Raw genomic sequence first — 20,126 nt, 5'->3', positions numbered from 1 at the left:
AGGCCAGTGAAGATCGTGGTCTGGTCGTTTAGTCTCGCCACTCGGGAACCGAGCGTTCCATTTGCGTAGGTCGGCCAGTGCATCAATAATCATGTTGCTGCCGAGCGGCCCCAGCCGTCATCCAGAAGCGTCTGCAACTTGGGTTTCGTGCAAACGCCAATGCAGGCGTTTCCTTGTACCCTGTCGCATCGATCAGACTCGGGGATTGCAGTCACCTACCGGGCGCAGCCAGAGATGCTCGGGTCGTGATCGAGAGTCTCGGCTGCGTCGCCACAAGACAAGCCTCGCCTGCGATAGATGCGTTTGGCCATAGGTCAATCTTACGAGCTATTCACGCGATCTCTAGCTCGCCATCGTCTAACGTTGGTTTAGCGCCCTGACGGAGTCCACCATGACTGAAGCCGATTCGACTGACGTGCAGACCCAACTGCGGCGGTTGCGCCTCTGGTCTCGACTGCAGACTGGCGTATTGGCCATTCTGTTGGCCGCAGGGGTCGCCGCGTTTGCGTCATCCCAGCCTGGGTCGTTGCAAGTGTCGGAATTGGTTGTGGTTGATTCCGAGGGGGTGGAACGGGTGCGCATAAGCGGCGATCTGCCCGACGCGGTGGTCGACGGGCGCCGCATGGTTCGCGGCGAGAAGGCGGCCGGGGTCATCCTTTATGATGCGGCGGGACGCGAGCGCAGCGGCTATGCGACATTCGAGCCGTCGGGCAATGTCATGCTGACGCTGGACAACCGTCAGAGCGAGCAAAACGCACTGTTCGTAGCGGGACCCGACAACGCAGCGGCGCTGCGCCTTTGGCAGGGACGAGACGCGCTGGACCTCAGGACCGATATCGCTGGGACGAGGATGACGATCGTTCGGGACGGCCGGGTGTTCAGTCAGTCCCCTGCAACGCCAATGCCGGCTGAAGCCTGCGAGGCGTATCGGGAGGCCGAGACACGAATCGGGCGAGACCGCACCTTGAACGAATGCAATGGTCGGTTCGTGGCCGAAGCCTGCACCGCCTGTTTGGCGTCCTGAGTTTCCAGAGCGGCCCCGGGGGGGCTTGTCAGTTCTCTGGGCAGATGCCCAGGATGCTCGTTATCGAAGGGACGGCTGCGCACGCGCGGTTGCTGGCTCCCAATCCTGGTCATCCACAGGATATGGAAGTGATCCGTCGACTGGCGTCGTCGAACTCGATGTTCATTCGATCAGGACGATGATCCTCTGTGCGCGAACAGGTGTCGCAAACGACGCGCCAGGTCGCGTCTGAGGGTGGCGAAGGCAGACTTTCGACAGGGCGGCCTAGCCATGCCTGGTGCTCTGACGACCCGCATTGATCATTACCCGCCGAGGGAACGAGCGACGGCGCCCCTTGCGCGGACGGATCTCGCGCCAAGGGCGCCGTCGACGGCTCGGCTGACCTATGCGGTCGTTCGGGAGCAGGAGTGCACGCCGCGAGCGCGGCCGCGAGCGTCAGGGCGTTGCGCGCGTCGAATATCCTCATTGTCAAATAGTCTCCTGAAGGGCGCGGGGCGCCGCCGGGGGCGCCGTTGAAGGCCGATAAGATCTTTCTGGCTCATTCGCCGTCGAGGGCAAGCTAAGCCGTTAAATGCAGCTGAACTCTGGATCCGCCTTCAGGCCGCGCACTGCCTATTGGCAGGCGGGCTGGAGGGCGAGCCAGGCGCGGGCGGCGTCCACGGCATCTTCGCCTTCACCATCCATGACCTGATCCGGCTCGATACCATCAGGATAGGTTCGGCCGTTTCGATCCACCATCATGGCTGTGGTCACGACCACATTGGTGCCGTCGGCCAGAGGATACCCCTCGTTCGAGGAGGCGACGCCATAGGTGCGGGCGCCGAAGCTGCGGGTGAGCGCCCGGCCGGCGAAGGCGATCGCAACGCCCTCGCCGGAACTGGCGGTCGCGTCATCCAGCAGAAGCGCGACGGGGGAGGCGGCGAGCGACGGGATCGGGCGCCACTCGTCGATCGTCATCATTGTGAGGCCGCGCCCCTGTTCGGCGAGCACGACTGCGGAGCCTTCCTTCAAGGTGGCATAGTCCTCGATCCGTCCGTCGGCGTCCTCGCTCCGGCCCTGCGGACCGTCCCCGAGTCGACCCGAAAGTCCGATCAGCATCGGCCACACATTGCCGCCCGTGTTGCCTCTCAGGTCCAGGACATAGCCGCAGGTGCGCGGGCTGGCGTCGGCGACGGCGCCGAACAGGCGAGAGGCGTAGGCGATGGCCTTTTCACCAAAACCAGAGACGGAGGGCACGATGATCAGCTCGGCGTCATGACCGGAGCCGACAGCAAGCGTGCGCGCTTCGATCTCCGCCCGTTTCATGAACGGCGAACCTGGACGAGGCCGAGGCGGCGCATCAGGCATAAGCGGGCGGTCGCCGTATCGCTCGCGCCAGGCGCCGAGCGCTTCGGGAGTCGGTTGGACGAAGGAATGGCCGTCGCCCAATCCATCCGCCAAGGTCGCCCAGGCCGGAAGCATGTCGATGTCGTCGCGGGCGCCTTCGGCGCGATGGCGCATATCCTCGGCCAGGGCGTCCCAGTCGACCTGCCGGCTGCGATAGGCCACGGGGCGAACGACAGCGATGGCGTCTTTGATGCGCGTCTCGGCGTCGAAACGTTCGGAAGGCTGCTGGATCAGCGACAGGGCGGCGAGAAGGGGAAGGAGCATGACGGACCAGAATGATGTTCAGGCTTGGTAGTCAGCTGCGCCGGGGCGCGGCCAGTTAAATCTCGGTCATGCGGACGAATTGGAAACAGATCGTGGTTGAGCAGCTAGCCTTTGCCAGCCGCGGCTTTCCACACCGATGCCGACAACCGCTCCTGAGGCGGGCTTGACGGTTTAGGACCCCGCTGAGATCGCAAAGGCGAGCTTTGGAGGGGAGTCGGGCGACGTTCTCACTTCTTCCCACCCGTCACGCTGGCCGTACACGCCCCATGGGCGGCGGCCTACTGAAGCCCAAGCCGATCTAATCGATTTCGACGGCAGCTGAAGCGCGACGAGCGCATGATTGGGGCCCCGCTTCCACCGGTTTGTTTGGTCACCACGACACGATTGAACCGCTTGGGTGTCCACTAATCAAAAGTGGGCTATGGATTATCCATGATCGGAGGTGCGAACAGTCTAACCGAGCGGGAGAAGGAGGTTCTGCGCCTTCTCGCGGCAGGTCATGACGCCAAGTCCGCCGCCGCCCAGCTTGATCTCTCTGTACATACGATCAATGAACGCCTTCGGGCGGCCCGTCGAAAGCTGGGTGTTTCCAGCAGCCGCGCAGCGGCCCGGGTGTTGGCCGAAGTCGAAGTGGCCGGCCCCCAAAAACTTGTAGACAAGGATTTTGGGGAAGACCCCCTCCCGGCCGTCGTGAACGATGACCCTCTGACAGCCCGCCGGCCTATGACGTTCCGAGGCGGGCTCTTCGGAGGACTGCTTTTGATCGTCGCGCTCGCTTTCTTGGTCGCTTTGAACAGCCGGGCCCCTGACGTCGCTGTCGACGTTGGAGAGGAACCTTCATCTCTTGCCGAGGCCTCATCGACCTATCCGCCGCCCGCCGCCCAGCCGATGGGAACGGTCGTGACGGCGCCGGCGCAATCCAATGCTCCAGCTCCGTCACCCGCCTCTGGAGCCCCAGGGCGGCGTGAGGCGCCTCGGGACGCCGCCGTTTACGCCCTCACATGGCTTGAGCTGGTGGACCGAGGCGACTGGAGTCAGAGTTGGCGAACGGCGAGTTCTACGTTCCAGGAGCGGATGACGGAGGACGCCTGGACGGCAAGAGCTGCGCAGCTCGACCGCCCGTCAGGCGCTCTCGTCCGTGTTCAGCAATATGCCGTGCGATCCGCCTCTGCAGACTCTGACGTCGGCGACTCTGTTCTCATCCAGTATCAGGCGAGCTCCGATACGGGGGCGCGCGTTCTGGAGACGGTCGCCCTGGTTCCCGAGGGCGATGGCTGGAAGGTTTCGGCCTATTTCACCTACGGCTCGCCGCTGGCTCCAGCGGCGAAACCCTCGCGCTAGCTCGCCTCCAACCCGTCATGCGCCCTTAGTAGCTTGTCGGCCAGCTGACGCCGGGAGCGCACCGTGTCGGATTCTGTGAACCGACATTTGAAGGTCTTCGCCAGATGACCGACCAAGGAATCTCCTCAATGAAATACTCCATCCTTCTGATCGCAGCGGCGATCGGCATGTGGTCGACCGCGGCCCCCGTTTCTGCATTGACCGCCATGCCGCCTCCGTCCGGCGATCTTCGAACGGCGCCGCTTGAGTTCCAGACACGCACCTTGGCCAACGGCCTTCAGGTCATCTCCTTGCCGGATCGAAATACCGCTGATGTGACGGTTCAGGTCTGGTATCGGGTCGGATCCAAGGACGATCCGCAGGGCAGGTCGGGTTTCGCGCACCTGTTCGAACACATGATGTTCAAGGCGACGAGAAATCTTCCTGAGGACACCTGGGAGACCCTCACAGAGAGCGTCGGCGGCGTGAACAACGCCGGCGTCTTCCCAGACGCCACCTGGTACTTCTCGGTGGTCCCGGCCAATCAGTTGGAGCGACTTCTCTTCGCTGAGGCGGAACGCATGGGCTCGCTTGTCGTCGACGAGGCCGCCCTGACCTCGGAGACCTCCGTCGTTCAAGAAGAATACCGCCAGCGTGTGCTCGCAGAGCCTTACGGCCGGCTGTTCAGCCTGTATCTTCCGCGCGAGCTTTACCAGGTCCATCCCTATCGCCGTCCCGCGATCGGCGCGCTCGAAGACCTGAACGCCTCAACCGTGGAGGACGTGCGCCGATTTCACGCCACCTACTATCGGCCGGACAACGCCGTGCTGGTCGTGGCCGGTGATTTCGACCTCGCGCAATTGAACGAATGGATCGATCAGTACTTCGGATCTCTGGAAAGGCCAGCGGAGCCGATCCCGCATATCGCCGTGGAAGAACCGAACCCGGCGGGTCCGCGCGAAGCTACCTACTATGCGCCGAATGTGCCGGCGCCTGCGGTCGTCGTGGGTTGGCGAACGGTTCCCTACGATCACCCGGATCGCGCCGCGCTGAAGGTATTGAACGGCGTGTTGTCGACAGGTCAGTCGTCGCGGCTGTTTCAGTCGCTCATCTATGATCGACGCCTCGCCTCTCGGGCGGCGTCCAGCGCAGATTTCAACATGCAGGCGGGTACGTTCACCGCGCACGCTATAATGGCCGAAGGCCACGACGTGGAAGAAGGACAGAACGCTATACTCGCGCAAGTGGCTCGCCTGCGAAACGAGCCCGTGAGCGCGGACGAGCTTCAGGAGGCCAAGACTGAACTGGTCGCGGCGCTGCTTCGAGGCCGCGAGACGATTGACCGGAAGGCTCATGATCTGGGGCAGGCTCTGATCATGACCGGACACGCTTCCAGCGCAGACACGGAGGCTATGCGAATTCAAGCCGTAACAGCCGAGGATATTCGGCGCGTCGCTAAACGCTATCTGACCGACGAGACGCGTGTGATCTTGCGATATCGTGACGAGGCCGAGCGGCCTGACGGCGTTCCGGCGGAGCCTACGCTCTTTCCTGTGCAGGCGCCCGTCGCACTTTCCGATCTCTCCAGAGCGTATGACATCGTCGAGCTTGCGCCAGCAGCCGAACGCGTCGCCACCCCTGAAGCAGGCCCTGCGCACGCTGTCGTAACGCCTGAAGTGTTCGAGCGTACGCTCGCCAACGGTCTTAGGGTCTATGTCGCGCCGACGCGGGGCTTGCCGCTTGTCTCGGCCAGGTTGAGCTTCGCCGCAGGGTCCGCTGACGACCCGGCCGAGCGCTCGGGTCTGGCTAGCGTGACCGCCAGTCTTCTCACCCAGGGCGCTGCAGGCCGGTCCGCCTCCCAGATCGCTTCGGAGATCGAACAGTTGGGCGCTGTCGTGGGCGCTACGGCGGGGGCGGATTTTACCAGCCTTCACGCCAACAGCCCGTCCGACACTTTTGGTCGCACATTCGCTTTGCTGAGCCATCTGGTGCGCCACCCCAGGTTGACCCCAGAGGAGGTAGACAGGCAGAAAGCTCAGGCGATCGCCGGCGTCTGGATGGAATACCGTCAGCCCATGATGGCGGCCTATGCCGCCATAGCCCGAGCCGTCTATGGCGACGCTCCCTACGGCTCTCCCGCTCGCGGCACGCCATCGGGCCTGAACGCCATCTCGCTGGACGACGTGGCCGCCTTCCGGGCTAAGAGATGGCGGCCCGAGGAGGCGACGCTCGTCTTTTCAGGAGACATCGATCCGGAAACAGCCTTCGCCCTGGCGCAAACCGCGTTCGGGGACTGGACGTCGTTTTCTTCCGCTGAGAGGGGGCTGAAGCCAGCGGGGGAACCCGCGGACCGACGAGTCATCGTGATCGACATGCCTGGCGTTGACCAAGCGGGAGTCTACCTGGGCGCGCGCTCCATTTTAAGGAAGGACGCATCCTATTATCCCCTTCTGATCGCCAACTCAGTGCTCGGCGGCGGCTTTTCTGGTCGTCTGAACCGGATCATCCGGGTCCAACGCGGCCTGGCCTATTATGCGCTCTCTGGCTTCCTTCCCCGCGAGGACGAGGGCATCGCCATGGCCTTCACTCAGACGCGAAACGAGGCCGTCCCGGAGGTGGTCCAGGTAATGCTGGCCGAGATCGGGCGCCTCTCCACCGAGCCGGTCGCGTCGGAGGAAATGGAGACACGTCGCGCGGCTTTAGTCGGCGCTTTCGCCAGAGGGCTGGAGACAGTCGACGGCCTGGGCTCTGCGGTGGCCGCCATAGCCAATCACGGCCTTCCTATCGGTGAACTTGAAAGACACGTTTCCAGTATCCGCGCCGTGTCGGCTGAAGACATTCGGAAGGCCGCGTCGGAGCATCTGGATCCGGCGAAATTCAGCATCGTCGTAGTCGGAGACTCGTCTCAGTTCCTTGAAGCTCTGCGCCGTGACTATCCGAATGTCGAGCTGATCCCGGCGACCGATTTGAACCTCGATGGGGCCGCGCTTTTGTGAGGCGTCAGACATAATGGGGGAGGGTGCTGCATGCCGCCCTGGCGGCGCCGCCATGCCTCCTGACGCTGACCGGTGCACTCCATGCCTTCCGCGGACGTGTGGCGATTGGGCGCAAGTCAGGAGCAGACGGCCACCGCCCCCTGCGGCGCGATTGCATATCAGGAGACGAACCTAACGTCTGGGATTCAATAAGCTATCTCGGCGGCGTTGTGCGCCCATCTGGCGTGCAGACCCCTTCAGCCACGAGACGCTGGCTGAACAATCGCCCTTGCTCCCGGACATAGGCCATAGCCGCTTCCCGGCCCTGGTTCCGGTCTATCTCTCGAAAGCGCGCCTCCATAGCACGACGTTCATGGGCGGGAAGGGCGTCAGCGGAACACGCTCTCGACGAGTTAGATGCGCGATCGCCGGAAGCACTCTCGCTTTCGTCATCATATCCGCCGGTCGTTGCATTCCGCGTGTGCTCAAGAGCGCTCTGGCCCAAAAGGCTGTTGCCCCATATGGGAACGTTGACCCACTCTTGTGCGGAAGTTGATCCCGCAGCCATCAACAGTGCTGCTGATATCGCCATCAGGCCAAGCCGCATAAACCTGCCTCCTGTGAATGTGGAGAGTTAAACAACTCAACATCATATATGGATGCCATATTGTCTGTAAGTGGCTCGCGTGGGACGCCCTCTCCGGCATTGGGGTGCAGGAGATGAATGAGGCGCAAGTCGCGGCTGCGCTAGGCGAACGCGACCTGATACAGGGCGCGCTGTGTCGGAAAGCCAATCTTGTTGCCCATGTGGTGAACGTCCGGTGGCCAGCGGCTGGGCAATGCGGGTTTCTGACGCATTGGAGACGTCACCTGAGGGCCGAGTTTGACTCATTGCCGAACTTCGGAAGGTCCGCCTTAGGGCACTAGAACCTGCATTTATGGCGTCCGAACTGTGACTCATGGATCCGGTTAGGAGAGGACCCGTGCTCGGCAGAGCAATCCCCTGCTTGGCGGTTAACGAAGTCGGTTTGCCGCGCTCGCGTCCGGGCCTGCACCGTACATCTAGCGGTTTGCGAAGGGAGCGGTGTCATTCGTCGGGGGTCAAGATCTTCACCTCGTCGAGGGTCCACAGAGTGACCAGCGCCCTCATGTGGTCGAGGGCGAAGGCCATGGGCACCGGATTGCGGAACACCAGATGGCTTTCGATCCGCGGGTTCGGCAGCTTCAGGGAGTCGGCCACCTCGTCGATGGCCTGCCGGGCCACCTCGACGCGGTCGAGGTGAAGACGCAGATAGTCCCCTTTGCCGTTGGCGCGGGTCTCGCCCCGGAAATCCGCCAGCTGTTTGCCGACCTCGCCGAAGGTCTTGCGATACTGGACGTCCTTGCACTCCACGATCAGAACTCGTCCGGTCCGGTGATCCCACGCTAGGACGTCGATGTCGCCGTAGTTGCGGTCCAGGGATCGCTTCAGCAACTTGGTCATCTTGACCTCGGTCTCGACCGTCCACCCCTGCTCCGACAGCGCCTCGGCCACCACGGCCGTGAAGCGGGCGCCGCGCCGGTCCGCGATGCGGGCCTTCAAGCGGCGCATCCCGGGGCCAAGTTGGGAATCGTGGAAATCGCCTCGACGATAATTGTTCAGCATGTAGCGGATCGCCTCGCGCACCATGGCGGGCGCGACGATCAGCTCGGGGTCCGGTCCGTCTCCGACCTGACCCCAGTGGCCGTCGTCAGACCGATCCCGGGCGCGTCTTTGGCGAGCCGCGCTATAGGCTGAGGGTCAGAACACAATAGCGTTGCGTGCCGCTCGGTGCTGGCGGGCGATGTGGCAAGTTCTGTGCCCGCCCTTGCACTGGCTTAGCTCGATGTTTATCAGTTGCAAATCATTCGCAAATTTTAGCGAATGTCAGTTTAAGCGTCGCTCTAGTGGGCGGGCACCGCACGCAAGGCGATTCAGGTGGGGCGGACCCGGCATCAGCACGAAGAGTTTGAAGGCCAGCGCCGCAACCTCATCCGCTATGCGAGTCGGATCACGGGCAACCGGGATCATGCGGAAGACGTGGTGCAGGAAGCCTATCTGCGCCTTGGCGAGATGGCCAGGAAGCAGCATCTGGCGAGCCCAGGCGGCTATCTTGCGCGGATCGTCCGCAATCTGGCGATAGATCGGCTATGGCGGTCGCGCCGGGACGGCGAGGTTTTTGCTCCGGATGGTCAGGCCGCACTCGACGAAATGGCCGCCGATCAGCCCACGCCGGAACAGATCGCCCTTTCGCGCGATGAGCTGATCCGGCTGGAGGCCGCCCTTGCCGAGTTGCCCGAACGAGTCCGGATCGCGGTGGAAATGCACAGGTTCGGGGGAGCGAAGCTGCGGGAGATCGCCGTCGAGCTGGGCGTGTCCGTTACGGTCGCGCATGAGATGGTCGTGACAGGCATCGCCCACTGCCGTTCGCGGCTGCGGTGACCCGTACTGATGCCTGGCGGATTACCGAAAAAAGCGACGGCTAGACAGTCAATATCAAGGGGCGCCCGTGAAGTCCGGGCGACAGGGATATCTGTTTTGACGCGAGCCGGGGGAGGAGACTGGGATGACTGAAGCTTCTGACTCGGACCGGATGCGCGCCGACGCTGAAGCTCTGGACTGGATCATTGCCCTGCGGGAGGCGCCGGAGGATCTGGAGACGCGGGCGCGTTTCGATCAATGGCGCGCCGCAGCCCCGGTCAGGGCCAGGGCCTGGGAAGAGAGCGCCCGGATCTATGCCGGGATAGGCGAGGCCAGCCCGCTCCATTCCGAGCACTGGGCGAGGTTAGGCGAAAGGCGCGAAGCCGCTCCGATCTCTTCGATCCCTGGCGCACGTAGACCCCGGCCGGCGTATGGAATGAGAGCCGAGGGGCGCCGAGCCCCAGGCAAAGGCCGGGCGCCTATGGCGGCGGCCCTGTCTGCGGTCGCGGCGGCGCTCGTCGTCGTCCTCGCCGCGCCCGAAGCCGTTCTGCGTTGGCAGGCCGACGCGATCGCCGGGACCGGCGAACTGCGCACGATGACGCTGGCGGATGGAAGCCACATCAGCCTGTCGCCAGGCTCCGCCGTCAGCATCGACTATTCCTCGGCGGAGCGGCGGATAGGCCTGCTTCGAGGCCAGGCATGGTTCGATGTGCAGGATGACCCAAGGCCATTTCGGGTCACCGCACGCAATGTCGAGACGACCGACATCGGAACGGCTTTCGAGGTCGGGCTGACCGACGGCGCCACCCGCGTCGCGGTTGGACACGGGATTGTCCGGGTCGACGACGCAAGGACCGGCCGCACCATCTCGGAACGGCTCGTCGCCGGTCAGAATGTCTCAGTCGATCCAGCAGGGAAGGCCTTGCGCGGGACGGCGCCGCTCGAACTGATCGGGGCCTGGCGTGACGGACGGCTTGCGGTCCAGGATCGGTCAGTGAGCGAAGTCGTGGACGCGTTGCGTCCCTGGCATCGCGGCATAATTCTGGTGCGCCCCGGCGCGCTTGCCGGGCGGCGCGTCACGGGCATCTATGATTTGCAGGATACGGCCGGGGCCATGGGCGCCTTGACCAAGGCCCATGGCGGCCGCGTCACCCAGATCACGCCCTGGCTGCTGATACTGTCTGACGGCTGAGTGGTCCCGAAAGATTTTTCGTCCGGCAACTGTCTGTAAACTAAGCAAAATCATGCCGTCGCTGTGATCTCGGCTCATTATTTGGCGAAAAAACTCTCGTCTCGCCCGTCGATATGAGGTGAGGGCATCTGCATTTGCATCGCGTTTGCAAATATGTCGGTCGCGTCCCTCATCGAGTGGTTTTGACGGAAGGACGATTGATGATGACCGATGGGGGCCAAGCCAGGCGGCGCGCGCTGTGGATGAGCGCATTGCTGGCGACGACGACGATCTCCGGCTTGGTATGGACCGACCCTGTTGCGGCCCAAGCGCGCGATGAACAGCGCGGCTTCGATATTCCGGCCCAGTCGCTGTCCTCTGCGTTGGCGGTCTTCGGCCGTCAGGCGAACCTGCAGGTCAGCGTGCCTGCAACCCTGGCGAGCGGTCGTGCTTCTGCATCGGCGGCAGGCGTCATGACCCCCCGAGAGGCCCTTGGCCGTTTGCTGGTCGGCACAGGTCTGACCTATCGCATCAGCGGGAATGTCGTCACCCTTGAGCGCGCGCCACAGGCGCAGCCGGGCATAATCCAACTGGGCGCGGTGCGGGTCGAGGGCGGAGGCGCCGACACCGGATCTGGAGCCGGCAACGGGCGCGCTGCGGGCTGGGATGGAGCGGGCGATTCCGTCTATGTGACGCCGGGATCGGTCAGCGTGATCAACCGCGACCAGTTGGAAGCCTATCCGGCGCAGGCTCCGGCCGACATGCTGCGCGGGGCCACCGGCATTATTTCAGGCGAGGCGCGCAGCAGCGGCGGCCTGGACGTCAATATTCGCGGCATGCAGGGCCAGGGCCGGGTGCCGGTAACGGTTGATGGGGCGATCAACGGAACGACCGTCTATCGCGGCTATCAGGGGACCAGCAACCGCAGCTTCGTCGACCCGGATTTCATCAGCCATATCGCCATCGAAAAGGGCCCTTCGATGGGCAATGCGATCGCGGGCGGGATCGGCGGATCGGTTTCGATGAAGACCCTCGGCGTCGATGACATCGTGCCCGAGGGCGACGTCATGGGGATCCGGTTGATGGCGTCCCTGTCGGGCAACAACACGACGCCCAACTCGAACATGACGCGAAACATCCTTGAGCCGCTCAGCTTCTACGGCGATCCGCTTGCCGCGACGCGCGGCCGTGAAAGGCCGGGCTTCCTGCTGCCCGGCGGCGGTTCGGCCAGCCTGGTGTTGGCGCGCAAGAGCGACAGGGTGGACCTGCTTGCAGGCTATTCCTACCGCAACACTGGCAACTATTTTGCCGGCGCGAGCGGCAAATACGCGCCCAAGGCGACCGGGACGCCTTCGCCTTTCTGCGCGGCAGGCACGAACGAGACCGTGCTGCGCCAGCTCTGCGAACGCGCGGTCGCCTTCTACGACATGCACGGCTCAACGCCGTTCGTAGGCGGCGAAGAAGTTTACAACACCTCCAGCGAGACAGAGTCCGTGCTGCTGAAGGCGGTGATCCGTCCGGCTCCGGACCATGTGCTGGAACTGGGCTATGGCGGCTATCGCAGCACGTTCGGCGAAAACTATCCGGGGACGCTCGCCAGCACGACGGGGGCGGTGTTCCAGAACACGATCTTCTCCAAGACGGACCTGGATCGCTTCACAGCGCGGCACCGCTGGAACCCGGACAGCGACCTGATTGATCTGAAGCTGAACGGTTGGGTATCCAGGCTGAAGGAAAGCGCGCCTTCGTTCTACAATTCCGACCCAGCGCGCCGTTATGTCGACAGCTGGGGCGCGGACGTCGGCAATGCTTCGAGGCTGGCGACACCGCTCGGCCAACTCTCTGCGGACTACGGCGTCTCCTACCTGCATGAGAAGGCGGGACCGGACGGCGCGTGGGCCGCTGGAACGGCCATTCCGCCGGGACGTGAAGGCGTCCGCAGCGAGTACAGCCTGTTCGCAGATACGGCGCTGGATCCGACGTCATGGCTGCGCCTGACCGCAGGCGTGCGATATCAGAACTACACGCTGGAAGACCGCCAGTCCGGCACGGTCCACCACGGCGCCCGCCTGAAGCGCGACGAGGACGCCTTCAACTGGTCGCTCGGCGCGGTGGCGACGCCGTTGGACGGTCTGCAGTTGTTCGCCAACTACAAGCACGCCGCGCGACTGCCCTCGCTGCTGGAGGCGACCACCAACTTCTTCATGGTGGCCAATCCCGACCTGCACAAGGAAACGGCGAGCAACTGGGAAATCGGCGCCAACTACATCCGCAACGATGTTCTGAAGGCGGACGACGAACTGGGCCTGAAGCTGGTCTGGTTCGACAACGACATCGACAGCTATATTTCGCGTCGCTACATCCTGCAGCTCGGCTCGATGCAGATGTACAACATCGACCGGGCGCAGTTCCGGGGGTTGGAAGGCAATCTCAGCTACAAGTCGGGCGGCTTCAGCCTGGACGCCGGGGTCACCTATTACGACAGCATCCGCTTCTGTCGTCCGGGCGAAAGCTGCATCGCCAGTTCGCTGGCCTCGGACTACGCCACCAACTACATCCCGCCCGACTGGTCGGCCAATCTGTCGGTCAATCAGAAGTTCCTGAATGATCGGGCGACGATCGGCGCGCGCGTGACCTACATGGGCGAACGCTCCATCGGCGCCGAGAAGCCGACAACCGGCTATCTGCCGCTGATCACCGCTGTCGAATGGCATCCCTATACGCTGGTCGACCTGACCGGCAGCTTCAAGGTGGATGACGGCCTGTCGATCAACTGGAGCGTCGATAATCTGACGGACCGTTATTATACGGAGCCGATGAGTCTGGGCTTCATCCCGGCGCCCGGCCGCACATTCCGCATCGGCCTGTCCCAGACCTTCGGCTCGCGCGGCGGCCTGTCGATCGGCGACTGGTTCAACGATGCAGGCGATGCCGAGACTGTCGACTGGACCGGCCCCTATGTCGGACTGGACTTCGGCTACGGCTCCGGCCGCAACCAGGGCAGCGTGACCGATACGGCCGGCAAGCCTGCTGATATCGACAACGGCAGCCGCGTTGACGAGAAGATCCGTAACTTCATCGGCGGCGTGCGCGCGGGCTATAACTACCAGTTCGCCAACAATGTCGTCGTGGGTGTGGGCAGCGACATATCGACGGGCGATCTGGCGGCCTGGTCCGGGGTGGTTGTCTCATCCACTTCGGGCGAAAGCCCCAGCGTCGCGTCCCTTCGTGCGGCGGGCATCCTGGAATCGGACACCCGATACAAGTGGGATCGGCTGGTCACGCTGCACGGCAAGCTGGGCTACGCGTTCGGGCAGAACCTGGTCTACGGGACCGCAGGCGTGGGCTGGATGAACGAAACCCAGACTCGTCGCCAGTACCGCTCGACGCCGCCCACAAGCCGAACTGATTTCGGCATCAGCAGCTATTCGCCCGGCGGCCTGCCACTCGAACACTATTTCACCGAGCAGGACCGCCATGTCCGAACCGGCGCCGTGCTTGGCGTTGGGGCCGAGCGGGCCCTCAACGACCGCTGGTCGCTGCGCGCCGAATACAACTACGCCAACTTCGGGCGCGAGACGTTTGAATATGAGGATGCACGCGCTGGCGTGGGTCTGGCCTATTCGTTCGATGGCTTTGTCCGCGACCCTGTGACCGGAGAGCGCGTGCGCGTTTCAAAATCCGGTCCCGGCACCATCAACATCGCCGAGGGCCGCAAGGTCCGTTCGGACGCGGATCTGCACACGGTCCGCATCGGCCTTAGCTACCGCTTCTGACCCGCACCCCAGTAGGAGTTTAATCCATGACCGATACGATTGATCTGCCCCGGTCCAAGCGGCTGAAGGCCCTGACGCATGAGGTTCATGACCGGCTGGACAAGTCGATCATGGAGGCGTCGTCTTTCGACAGCCTTGAGGGGTATGGCCGGTTCGCCGGGGTGCAGTGGACGTTTCACCGCGACATCGACGCCCTCTATGACGACGCAGGCCTGATTGCATTGTTGCCGGGCCTGCCCGAGCGTCGGCGTCTGGCGCTGATCGCGGCCGACCTGGCGGATCTGGGACGGGACACGCCGCCGGTCGAGACGCCGCCGGTGTTCCAGCCCGGTCAGCCGGTGGACGCAGCCACGGCGCTGGGCTGGCTCTACGTGGCAGAAGGTTCGAACCTCGGCGCGGCGCTGCTGCGCAAGGAGGCCGCCAAGCTGGGGCTGTCCGACGACCACGGCGCCCGGCATCTGGCGCCGTCCGGCGATGGACCGGCGGCTCACTGGCGCGCCTTCACCGCAGCGCTGGACGCCGCCAAACTGTCTGCGCAAGAGGAGGATCGCGCCGTCGCTGGCGCCAACGCCGCCTTCGCGCGCGTTCAGTCCCTGGCCAATGCCGCGCTTAGCTGAGGTCACGACCATGCCGGGGCGCTGGCGACCCATGCGAGCGGGGTGGCTGGCTCTTGGCCTGATGTTTGTCGGGCTGGGCTTCATCGGAGCTTTCGTTCCGCTGATGCCGACGACCATCTTCCTGATCCTGGCCGCCGCCTGCTTTACGCGATCGTCGCCACGGCTGGAGGCCTGGCTTCTGAACCACCCTCGGTTCGGGCCGACCCTGCGCGCCTGGCGGGCCGAGGGCGCTGTGCCGCGCCGGGCCAAGATCGCCGCCTGTCTGGGTATGGCGGTGGGTTTTGGTCTGTTCTGGCTGGTGGTTCGACCTGGTCTCTGGCTGGGCCTGACGGTAGCGGTCGCTATGACGGCCTGCGCGGTCTTCGTGGCTTCACGCCCGTCGCCGGGAGGCCAGGATGGCGTTTGACCTGACGACTGCTGCAGCGCCCTGCGGCGCCGAGGTTCGAAGCGGCGCCCGATCTCGTCGCCGGCGGCGGTGGGGCGTGGGCGTTGCGGCCTCGGTCTTGCTGCACGTTACGCCTCTGGTCGTGGCGGGCGGGCTATGGGCTGCGCGTCCGCCCGTGGTCCTGCCGCCTGAGCAGGTGTTTGAGGTTGAGCTGGTGCGCTTCCAGGCGCCGCCGCGCCCGCTGTCCGAGCGCCCGCCCGGTCCGATGCAGGCCGAGGCGGTTGCCCAGCAGTCTTCTCCCAAGCCTCGGATACAACCTCGCCTTCAGGTCGCCGCTGCCGCTGACGTCGAACCGCTGACGGCGCCCCAAACGACGCCTCGCATTGAGAGCGCGGCCCAGACCCAACCGTCAACAGAAGCCATGGCGCCGCCCAGCCGTGACGCTCCGCCCGCCGCCTCTGCATCCTCTGCCGCCCAGACATGGGAAGGCCGAATTCTGGCTCATCTGGAAAGTCGCAAACGCTATCCGGCCGAAGCGCGCGCACGGCGCCTTCAGGGAGTGGCCTATGTCAATTTCATCATGGACCGGCAGGGTAGGGTGCTTTCCTCCAAACTGGAGCGCAGCTCGGGTCATCCCGCTCTGGATCGCGAAGCCCTGGCCTTGCTACAGCGCGCCCAGCCGCTGCCCGCGCCGCCGCCCGAGACGCGTGGCGAGCGCATCACCCTGACCGTCCCGGTCGACTTCTACACGCGAGGGCGATGATGGCTTGAACGCGGAATGTGAGCTTTCATTGACCTGCCTCAATGTCGCCGGTGAGCGCTCAACCGATGTCCTGAGATGGCCCAGCCGACGGCGGGCCGAAACGCACGGTCAGCCACTCCCGCCACGCGGTGTCGAGTCCCACCATCGATTCCGGGAGCTGGTGCGTAGATCCCTGCATGCTCAGCCAGTCTTCGAAGCTGTCGCCTTGGGCCAAGGCCTCGGCGATGGCCTTGAACACTTGGGGGGCGCCCGTTCGATCCAGCAGGAAATCGGCGAACATGCGGCCTTGGGGGTAGTAGAGTGCGGCCTCCAGAACTCTCGTCATCGCCTCCGGGTCGTTTGAGTCGATTATCCGCATGCCCACCGCGCCTCCCGCCGGCATATCGTCGGGCCGGATATCCGGGCTAGCCTGAGCGGGGTGTTCCCGGCTCAGGAACCTCGGCAGATCAATGAGATTCGCGACGGGGAAGGTTGACAGAGCTCCGCCAGCGCGCCCTTGATAGACCGCTCGGAAGACCTTCCGCCGCTCCTCCGCGCCGTCGCCGTCCTCCATCAGCATGGCGGCGATCTCGTCGAGCCAATCGGGTCCAGGACCTCCATAGTGATCCTGTGCGGCGGGCTGATAGTCGGGCCAGAACGCCTTGACGAACCAGCCGTGTCCGAGCTCGTGCGGCACGACCTGGGCTTCCCGTGCGTCTAGCGTCAGCCGTCCCGGTCGACGCGCGGCTACCGCTTGGTCGGCAACAGCGGCGATCTTGGCCTCATCCAGACCCTGACGCCGAGCCGCCGCCTCCGCGCTAGCTCGAGTGGCGGCCGTGATCTGGCGAACATGCTCCTCCTGAGATGACCAGACCAACACGCGTTCAAATCCCACCGCCTCCAGCGCGGCCTTGGGGTTGGGCGCGCCGGCCAGCTCGGTTGCTTCCAGAACAACGTAAAGGGGCGTATCTCGCCCGAAATAGGTCTTGAAACGGGCTTCTCCCGCCTCGCCCAGTCGAGACAGGCGGTCGGCGCGTTCAATGTCGGGAGCGATGGCGATACCAGCTGGCGTTCCGGTACAGGCTAGGGGCGCCGCACTGGGGCCCAAGGCAGTCAGCGCCTTGGCGCACAGGTCGTCGGCTGCCGCGGGGGACGCCAGGGCGATCGCGCCGCAGGCGAGGGTGGTGTGAAATCTGAACATGAAGCCTCCGTATGTTGAGGCTCAGATGGCTCTCTCGACCGCAGCGCCGAATGTCCCGATCTTGTCGGTATGACGAAGGACGGACACAAACCGGCTACACGAACTGACCAGTCTGGCCTCATGCCTTCAGGAGACCCAATGGCGCCGCCCGCCGTGATCGTGGTAGATGATGACCGTAGCGTCCGTGATGCCCTGTGCGAATACCTGTCCAACCAAGGTTTCGCGGTCCGCGGAGCTGCTGATGCCCGGGAGATGGATCGACAGCTGAACGACGAGCGCGCCGATCTGATCGTACTCGACCTGATGCTGCCGGGCGAAGACGGGCTCTCCATCTGTCGTAGGCTGGCGCGTGACGGCCAGTCTGTCCTAATGCTCAGCGCGCTCGGCTCGACGGTGGACCGGGTGGTAGGCTTGGAGCTGGGCGCTTCGGATTATCTCGCCAAGCCGTTCGATCCTCGCGAACTGCTGGCGCGCGTGCGGTCGGTGCTCCGGCGCGGGGGCGCACTCGACACCGCCGGGCAAACCCGCAGACTGACCTTCGAGGGCTGGACCTTGGACATCGATGATCGGCTGCTACTTTCGCCTGAAGGCGAGGCGGTCGCCTTGACGGCTCGAGATCATAGGCTACTCCGTATCTTCCTTGACCGGCCGCGTCGGCTGATGTCACGGGACCAACTTCTGGATTGGCTCGATGAAAACGGCGCCGACACTTTTGACCGGTCGATCGATCTGGCGATCAGCCGTCTGCGCAGGAAGCTCGGACCCGCCGCCCGCTTCATCGAGACGGTGCGAGGGGAGGGGTACCGGTTCATCGTGCCGGTAAGGCGCCATTGACCCCTCGGTCGATCCTGTTCCAGATCGGCGCCTTGGCGCTGGCGATTGTTCTGCTGGTTCAGGCGATCAGCGTTGCGGTCGTGCTGCTCACGCCGCCTCCAACCCCCTCCAGGATGAGCCCGGCACGGGTCGCTCAGGCGTTTCAGGATCCGGCGATCGCGCGCCAAGAAGGCTGGAGACGGGTGGAGGCGCGCGAGGCCCCGTTCGAGACGACGGCGGGCACAGGAGCGCTTCTGGCGTCCGGGATCGCGGCGACGCTGGGCGACGACACTCGCGGGGTTCGCGTCCGCCTCGACGCCGCTTTAGCGCCAATTTCATCTCAGTCCAGCGTGACACTGAAGACGACGGGACAAGCGTCCGTCGCGCGTCGGTCGACGTTGTCTCCAGCGAACGTCAACGCCATTGCAGGCGCGGCTCTGATGTCTCCGGACTTCAGCCTGTCGGCGTTCGAGGCGGCTTGGCGTCAACCCAACGGACAGTGGGTGGTTATCCGGCCAGCGGAACGCGCCATGGAGCGCTGGATCGCCCGCCTGGCGCTCATGCTCGGCCTCAGCCTGTTGCTGATCGCGCCGATCACCTGGTGGGCTGCGCGCCGGCTGACGCGCCCGGTTCGCGCCTTGGCCCTGGCAGCCCAACAGGTTCAGATCGACCGATCAACCGATCTGGATTTCTCCAAGGGGCCTCGAGAAGTCACGGCGGTCGCCGCCGCATTGAGCGAGATGCGCGCCCGACTCGAGGGCCAGTTGATCCAGCGCATGCGCATGCTGACCGCCGTGGCGCACGACCTGCGCACGCCGCTGACTGGCCTGCGTCTTCGCGCCGAACAATCCCCGCCGTCCGCACGTGACCGGATGGCTCGGGACATTGCGCGCATGGACGCGATGATCTCGGAAATTCTAGACTATGCGGCGGTCCAGGCGGGCGATGCGGCCGGGGCAGAACCAGTCGATCTGGCCGCCCTGGCCGAGGAGGTCCTCGACACGTTCGCGCCGGGCTCAGTTTCGCTGAGCGTCAAGACACAGGCCGAGGCGACGGCTGCCCCCCAACGTGTCCGACGGGTTCTGCTCAACCTAGTCCACAACGCTCTACGATACGGCGAAGACGTCGTCGTGGAAATCGGCGCAGATAAGGAATGGTCGATCGTGCGCGTTCTTGACCGTGGACCGGGGTTGGAGACGCAAGATCTCGAGAAGGTGTTCGAGCCCTTCTATCGCCTGGAAGGCTCAAGGAGCCGGGGCACGGGCGGCGTAGGGCTAGGTCTCTCGGTTGGCCGTGAACTGGCCAGGATCGACAACGGCGAGATTTGGCTCGAACAAAGGGATGGTGGCGGTCTTGCCGCAATATTCCGCCTGCCGATCCGACAAGGCGGTCAGGTTTAGTGATTGTTACGGCTTGGGCATAAACCTGACATCGAAATGCAAGCGGTCGCGCGCCATTCTATGCTCAGGACTCATAGCCAGAATAGGACGTTAGCGGTGAGGGCTATGGCGGAGAGGAAAACGGTCGGGCAGCGGTCGTAGTGGGTGGCGGCGCGTCGGTAATCCTTAAGTCTGCCGAACATGATCTCAATGCGATTGCGTTGTTTGCAGCGGCGTCTGTCGTAGCAGATGGGTTCGGTTCGGGATTTCGGGAATGCAAGGCGTGACGCCCCGGGCGTGCTCGCCCAAAAGCGGTTCGGCGAAGAAGCCCGACTGTTGATCCGAGGCTCCGGGATTTCGCAGAGCTACCATCAGCGTGGCGTCCTGGTCGCCTAGGATGGCGTGCCGTTCGCCGACGCTGACGGATTTTCAGACTTCCAGAAGATCGACCCGCTGAGCGCGCGGTATGTCGAGATCTATCGCGGCGGCAACGTCCTGCGGTTCGGCGGCACCCAACTGGGCGGGGCCATCAACTTCGTCACCCCGACCGGCCGCACAGCCCAGTTCGACAACCTGCTGCGGATCGAAGGCGGCTCCTTTGACACCTACCGCGGGCAGGTCGCCGTCGCGCAG

14 protein-coding genes and 2 pseudogenes are annotated in these 20,126 nt (G+C 64.3%); 12 read left to right on the top strand and 4 right to left on the bottom strand.

Going from position 1 to position 20,126, the window contains the following annotated elements; translation table 11 throughout:
- Positions 1 to 391: 391 nt before the first annotated feature.
- A complete protein-coding gene (locus ABE454_RS05255) occupies positions 392 to 1,024 on the top strand; it encodes a hypothetical protein (protein WP_346510629.1) in 633 nt (210 codons plus the stop codon).
- A gap of 612 nt (positions 1,025 to 1,636) precedes the next feature.
- Here ABE454_RS05255 and ABE454_RS05250 read toward each other — a convergent pair.
- Positions 1,637 to 2,674, bottom strand: coding sequence for a S41 family peptidase (locus ABE454_RS05250; protein ID WP_346529753.1), 1,038 nt, complete (start codon positions 2,672 to 2,674; stop codon positions 1,637 to 1,639).
- A gap of 432 nt (positions 2,675 to 3,106) precedes the next feature.
- On the opposite strand from ABE454_RS05250, the gene ABE454_RS05245 reads away from it, so the two are divergent.
- Both ABE454_RS05245 and ABE454_RS05240 read left to right on the top strand, forming a co-directional pair.
- Positions 3,107 to 4,015, top strand: coding sequence for a DUF4019 domain-containing protein (locus ABE454_RS05245; RefSeq protein ID WP_346510626.1), 909 nt, complete (start codon positions 3,107 to 3,109; stop codon positions 4,013 to 4,015).
- A 128-nt stretch (positions 4,016 to 4,143) separates the two neighbouring features.
- Positions 4,144 to 6,990: a M16 family metallopeptidase gene (locus tag ABE454_RS05240; RefSeq protein WP_346529752.1), complete on the top strand. Its 2,847-nt coding sequence runs from the start codon at positions 4,144 to 4,146 to the stop codon at positions 6,988 to 6,990.
- A 1,066-nt stretch (positions 6,991 to 8,056) separates the two neighbouring features.
- Here ABE454_RS05240 and ABE454_RS05235 read toward each other — a convergent pair.
- Positions 8,057 to 8,551 carry a hypothetical protein gene (locus tag ABE454_RS05235; RefSeq protein ID WP_346529751.1) on the bottom strand — a complete coding sequence of 165 codons (495 nt, stop codon included), beginning with the start codon at positions 8,549 to 8,551 and terminating at the stop codon, positions 8,057 to 8,059.
- Between the two features lie 375 nt (positions 8,552 to 8,926).
- Here ABE454_RS05235 and ABE454_RS05230 point away from each other — a divergent pair, with 375 nt between their 5' ends.
- From ABE454_RS05230 to ABE454_RS05205, 7 genes and pseudogenes are all read left to right on the top strand, one after another.
- A complete protein-coding gene (locus ABE454_RS05230) occupies positions 8,927 to 9,430 on the top strand; it encodes a sigma-70 family RNA polymerase sigma factor (RefSeq protein ID WP_346529748.1) in 504 nt (167 codons plus the stop codon).
- A gap of 124 nt (positions 9,431 to 9,554) precedes the next feature.
- Positions 9,555 to 9,707 (top strand): annotated as a pseudogene (locus tag ABE454_RS16160) (DUF4880 domain-containing protein); the annotation flags it as partial.
- 183 nt (positions 9,708 to 9,890) lie between these two features.
- Positions 9,891 to 10,601, top strand: coding sequence for a FecR family protein (locus ABE454_RS05225; protein ID WP_233551900.1), 711 nt, complete (start codon positions 9,891 to 9,893; stop codon positions 10,599 to 10,601).
- Positions 10,602 to 10,843: 242 nt separating this feature from the next.
- Positions 10,844 to 14,356 (top strand): TonB-dependent receptor domain-containing protein, encoded by a 3,513-nt coding sequence (locus ABE454_RS05220; RefSeq protein ID WP_346529747.1) that lies wholly within the window; start codon positions 10,844 to 10,846, stop codon positions 14,354 to 14,356.
- A gap of 26 nt (positions 14,357 to 14,382) precedes the next feature.
- On the top strand, positions 14,383 to 14,973 hold the full coding sequence (locus tag ABE454_RS05215) for a biliverdin-producing heme oxygenase (RefSeq protein WP_346529746.1): 591 nt from the start codon (positions 14,383 to 14,385) through the stop codon (positions 14,971 to 14,973).
- On the top strand, positions 14,957 to 15,379 hold the full coding sequence (locus ABE454_RS05210) for a YbaN family protein (protein WP_119412469.1): 423 nt from the start codon (positions 14,957 to 14,959) through the stop codon (positions 15,377 to 15,379). The genes ABE454_RS05215 and ABE454_RS05210 overlap by 17 nt, the downstream gene beginning before the upstream one ends.
- Positions 15,369 to 16,121: an energy transducer TonB family protein gene (locus ABE454_RS05205; protein ID WP_346529744.1), complete on the top strand. Its 753-nt coding sequence runs from the start codon at positions 15,369 to 15,371 to the stop codon at positions 16,119 to 16,121. The genes ABE454_RS05210 and ABE454_RS05205 overlap by 11 nt, the downstream gene beginning before the upstream one ends.
- A 58-nt stretch (positions 16,122 to 16,179) precedes the next feature.
- Here the strand turns inward: ABE454_RS05205 and ABE454_RS05200 are convergent, their stop codons facing one another.
- The gene (locus tag ABE454_RS05200) at positions 16,180 to 17,301 is read right to left on the bottom strand and encodes a hypothetical protein (protein ID WP_346529742.1); all 1,122 of its coding nucleotides are present in this window, start codon (positions 17,299 to 17,301) and stop codon (positions 16,180 to 16,182) included.
- Positions 17,302 to 17,439: 138 nt separating this feature from the next.
- Here ABE454_RS05200 and ABE454_RS05195 point away from each other — a divergent pair, with 138 nt between their 5' ends.
- Positions 17,440 to 18,135, top strand: coding sequence for a response regulator (locus tag ABE454_RS05195; RefSeq protein ID WP_346529739.1), 696 nt, complete (start codon positions 17,440 to 17,442; stop codon positions 18,133 to 18,135).
- The gene (locus tag ABE454_RS05190; RefSeq protein ID WP_346529737.1) at positions 18,132 to 19,514 is read left to right on the top strand and encodes a sensor histidine kinase; all 1,383 of its coding nucleotides are present in this window, start codon (positions 18,132 to 18,134) and stop codon (positions 19,512 to 19,514) included. Before ABE454_RS05195 ends, ABE454_RS05190 begins: the two co-directional genes overlap by 4 nt.
- 71 nt (positions 19,515 to 19,585) lie before the next feature.
- Here the strand turns inward: ABE454_RS05190 and ABE454_RS05185 are convergent.
- A pseudogene (locus ABE454_RS05185) lies at positions 19,586 to 19,747 on the bottom strand (transposase); the annotation flags it as partial.
- Positions 19,748 to 20,126: the final 379 nt, after the last annotated feature.

Source organism: Brevundimonas diminuta (assembly GCF_039673845.1).
GTDB classification, from domain to species: domain Bacteria; phylum Pseudomonadota; class Alphaproteobacteria; order Caulobacterales; family Caulobacteraceae; genus Brevundimonas; species Brevundimonas diminuta_E.
Note: the sequence above shows the minus strand (reverse complement) of the source record. Positions and strands in the feature narration are given on the sequence as shown.

Excerpts from the sequence above, each read along its gene's own strand:
- ABE454_RS05205 (WP_346529744.1), top strand. The coding sequence starts at position 15,369 with ATGGCGTTTGACCTGACGACTGCTGCAGCGCCCTGCGGCGCCGAGGTT.
- ABE454_RS05245 (WP_346510626.1), top strand. The coding sequence starts at position 3,107 with ATGATCGGAGGTGCGAACAGTCTAACCGAGCGGGAGAAGGAGGTTCTG.
- ABE454_RS05255 (WP_346510629.1), top strand. The coding sequence starts at position 392 with ATGACTGAAGCCGATTCGACTGACGTGCAGACCCAACTGCGGCGGTTG.
- ABE454_RS05215 (WP_346529746.1), top strand. The coding sequence starts at position 14,383 with ATGACCGATACGATTGATCTGCCCCGGTCCAAGCGGCTGAAGGCCCTG.
- ABE454_RS05240 (WP_346529752.1), top strand. The coding sequence starts at position 4,144 with ATGAAATACTCCATCCTTCTGATCGCAGCGGCGATCGGCATGTGGTCG.
- ABE454_RS05220 (WP_346529747.1), top strand. The coding sequence starts at position 10,844 with ATGAGCGCATTGCTGGCGACGACGACGATCTCCGGCTTGGTATGGACC.
- ABE454_RS05225 (WP_233551900.1), top strand. The coding sequence starts at position 9,891 with ATGGCGGCGGCCCTGTCTGCGGTCGCGGCGGCGCTCGTCGTCGTCCTC.
- ABE454_RS05250 (WP_346529753.1), bottom strand. The coding sequence starts at position 2,674 with ATGCTCCTTCCCCTTCTCGCCGCCCTGTCGCTGATCCAGCAGCCTTCC.
- ABE454_RS05200 (WP_346529742.1), bottom strand. The coding sequence starts at position 17,301 with ATGTTCAGATTTCACACCACCCTCGCCTGCGGCGCGATCGCCCTGGCG.
- ABE454_RS05195 (WP_346529739.1), top strand. The coding sequence starts at position 17,440 with ATGGCGCCGCCCGCCGTGATCGTGGTAGATGATGACCGTAGCGTCCGT.
- ABE454_RS05210 (WP_119412469.1), top strand. The coding sequence starts at position 14,957 with ATGCCGCGCTTAGCTGAGGTCACGACCATGCCGGGGCGCTGGCGACCC.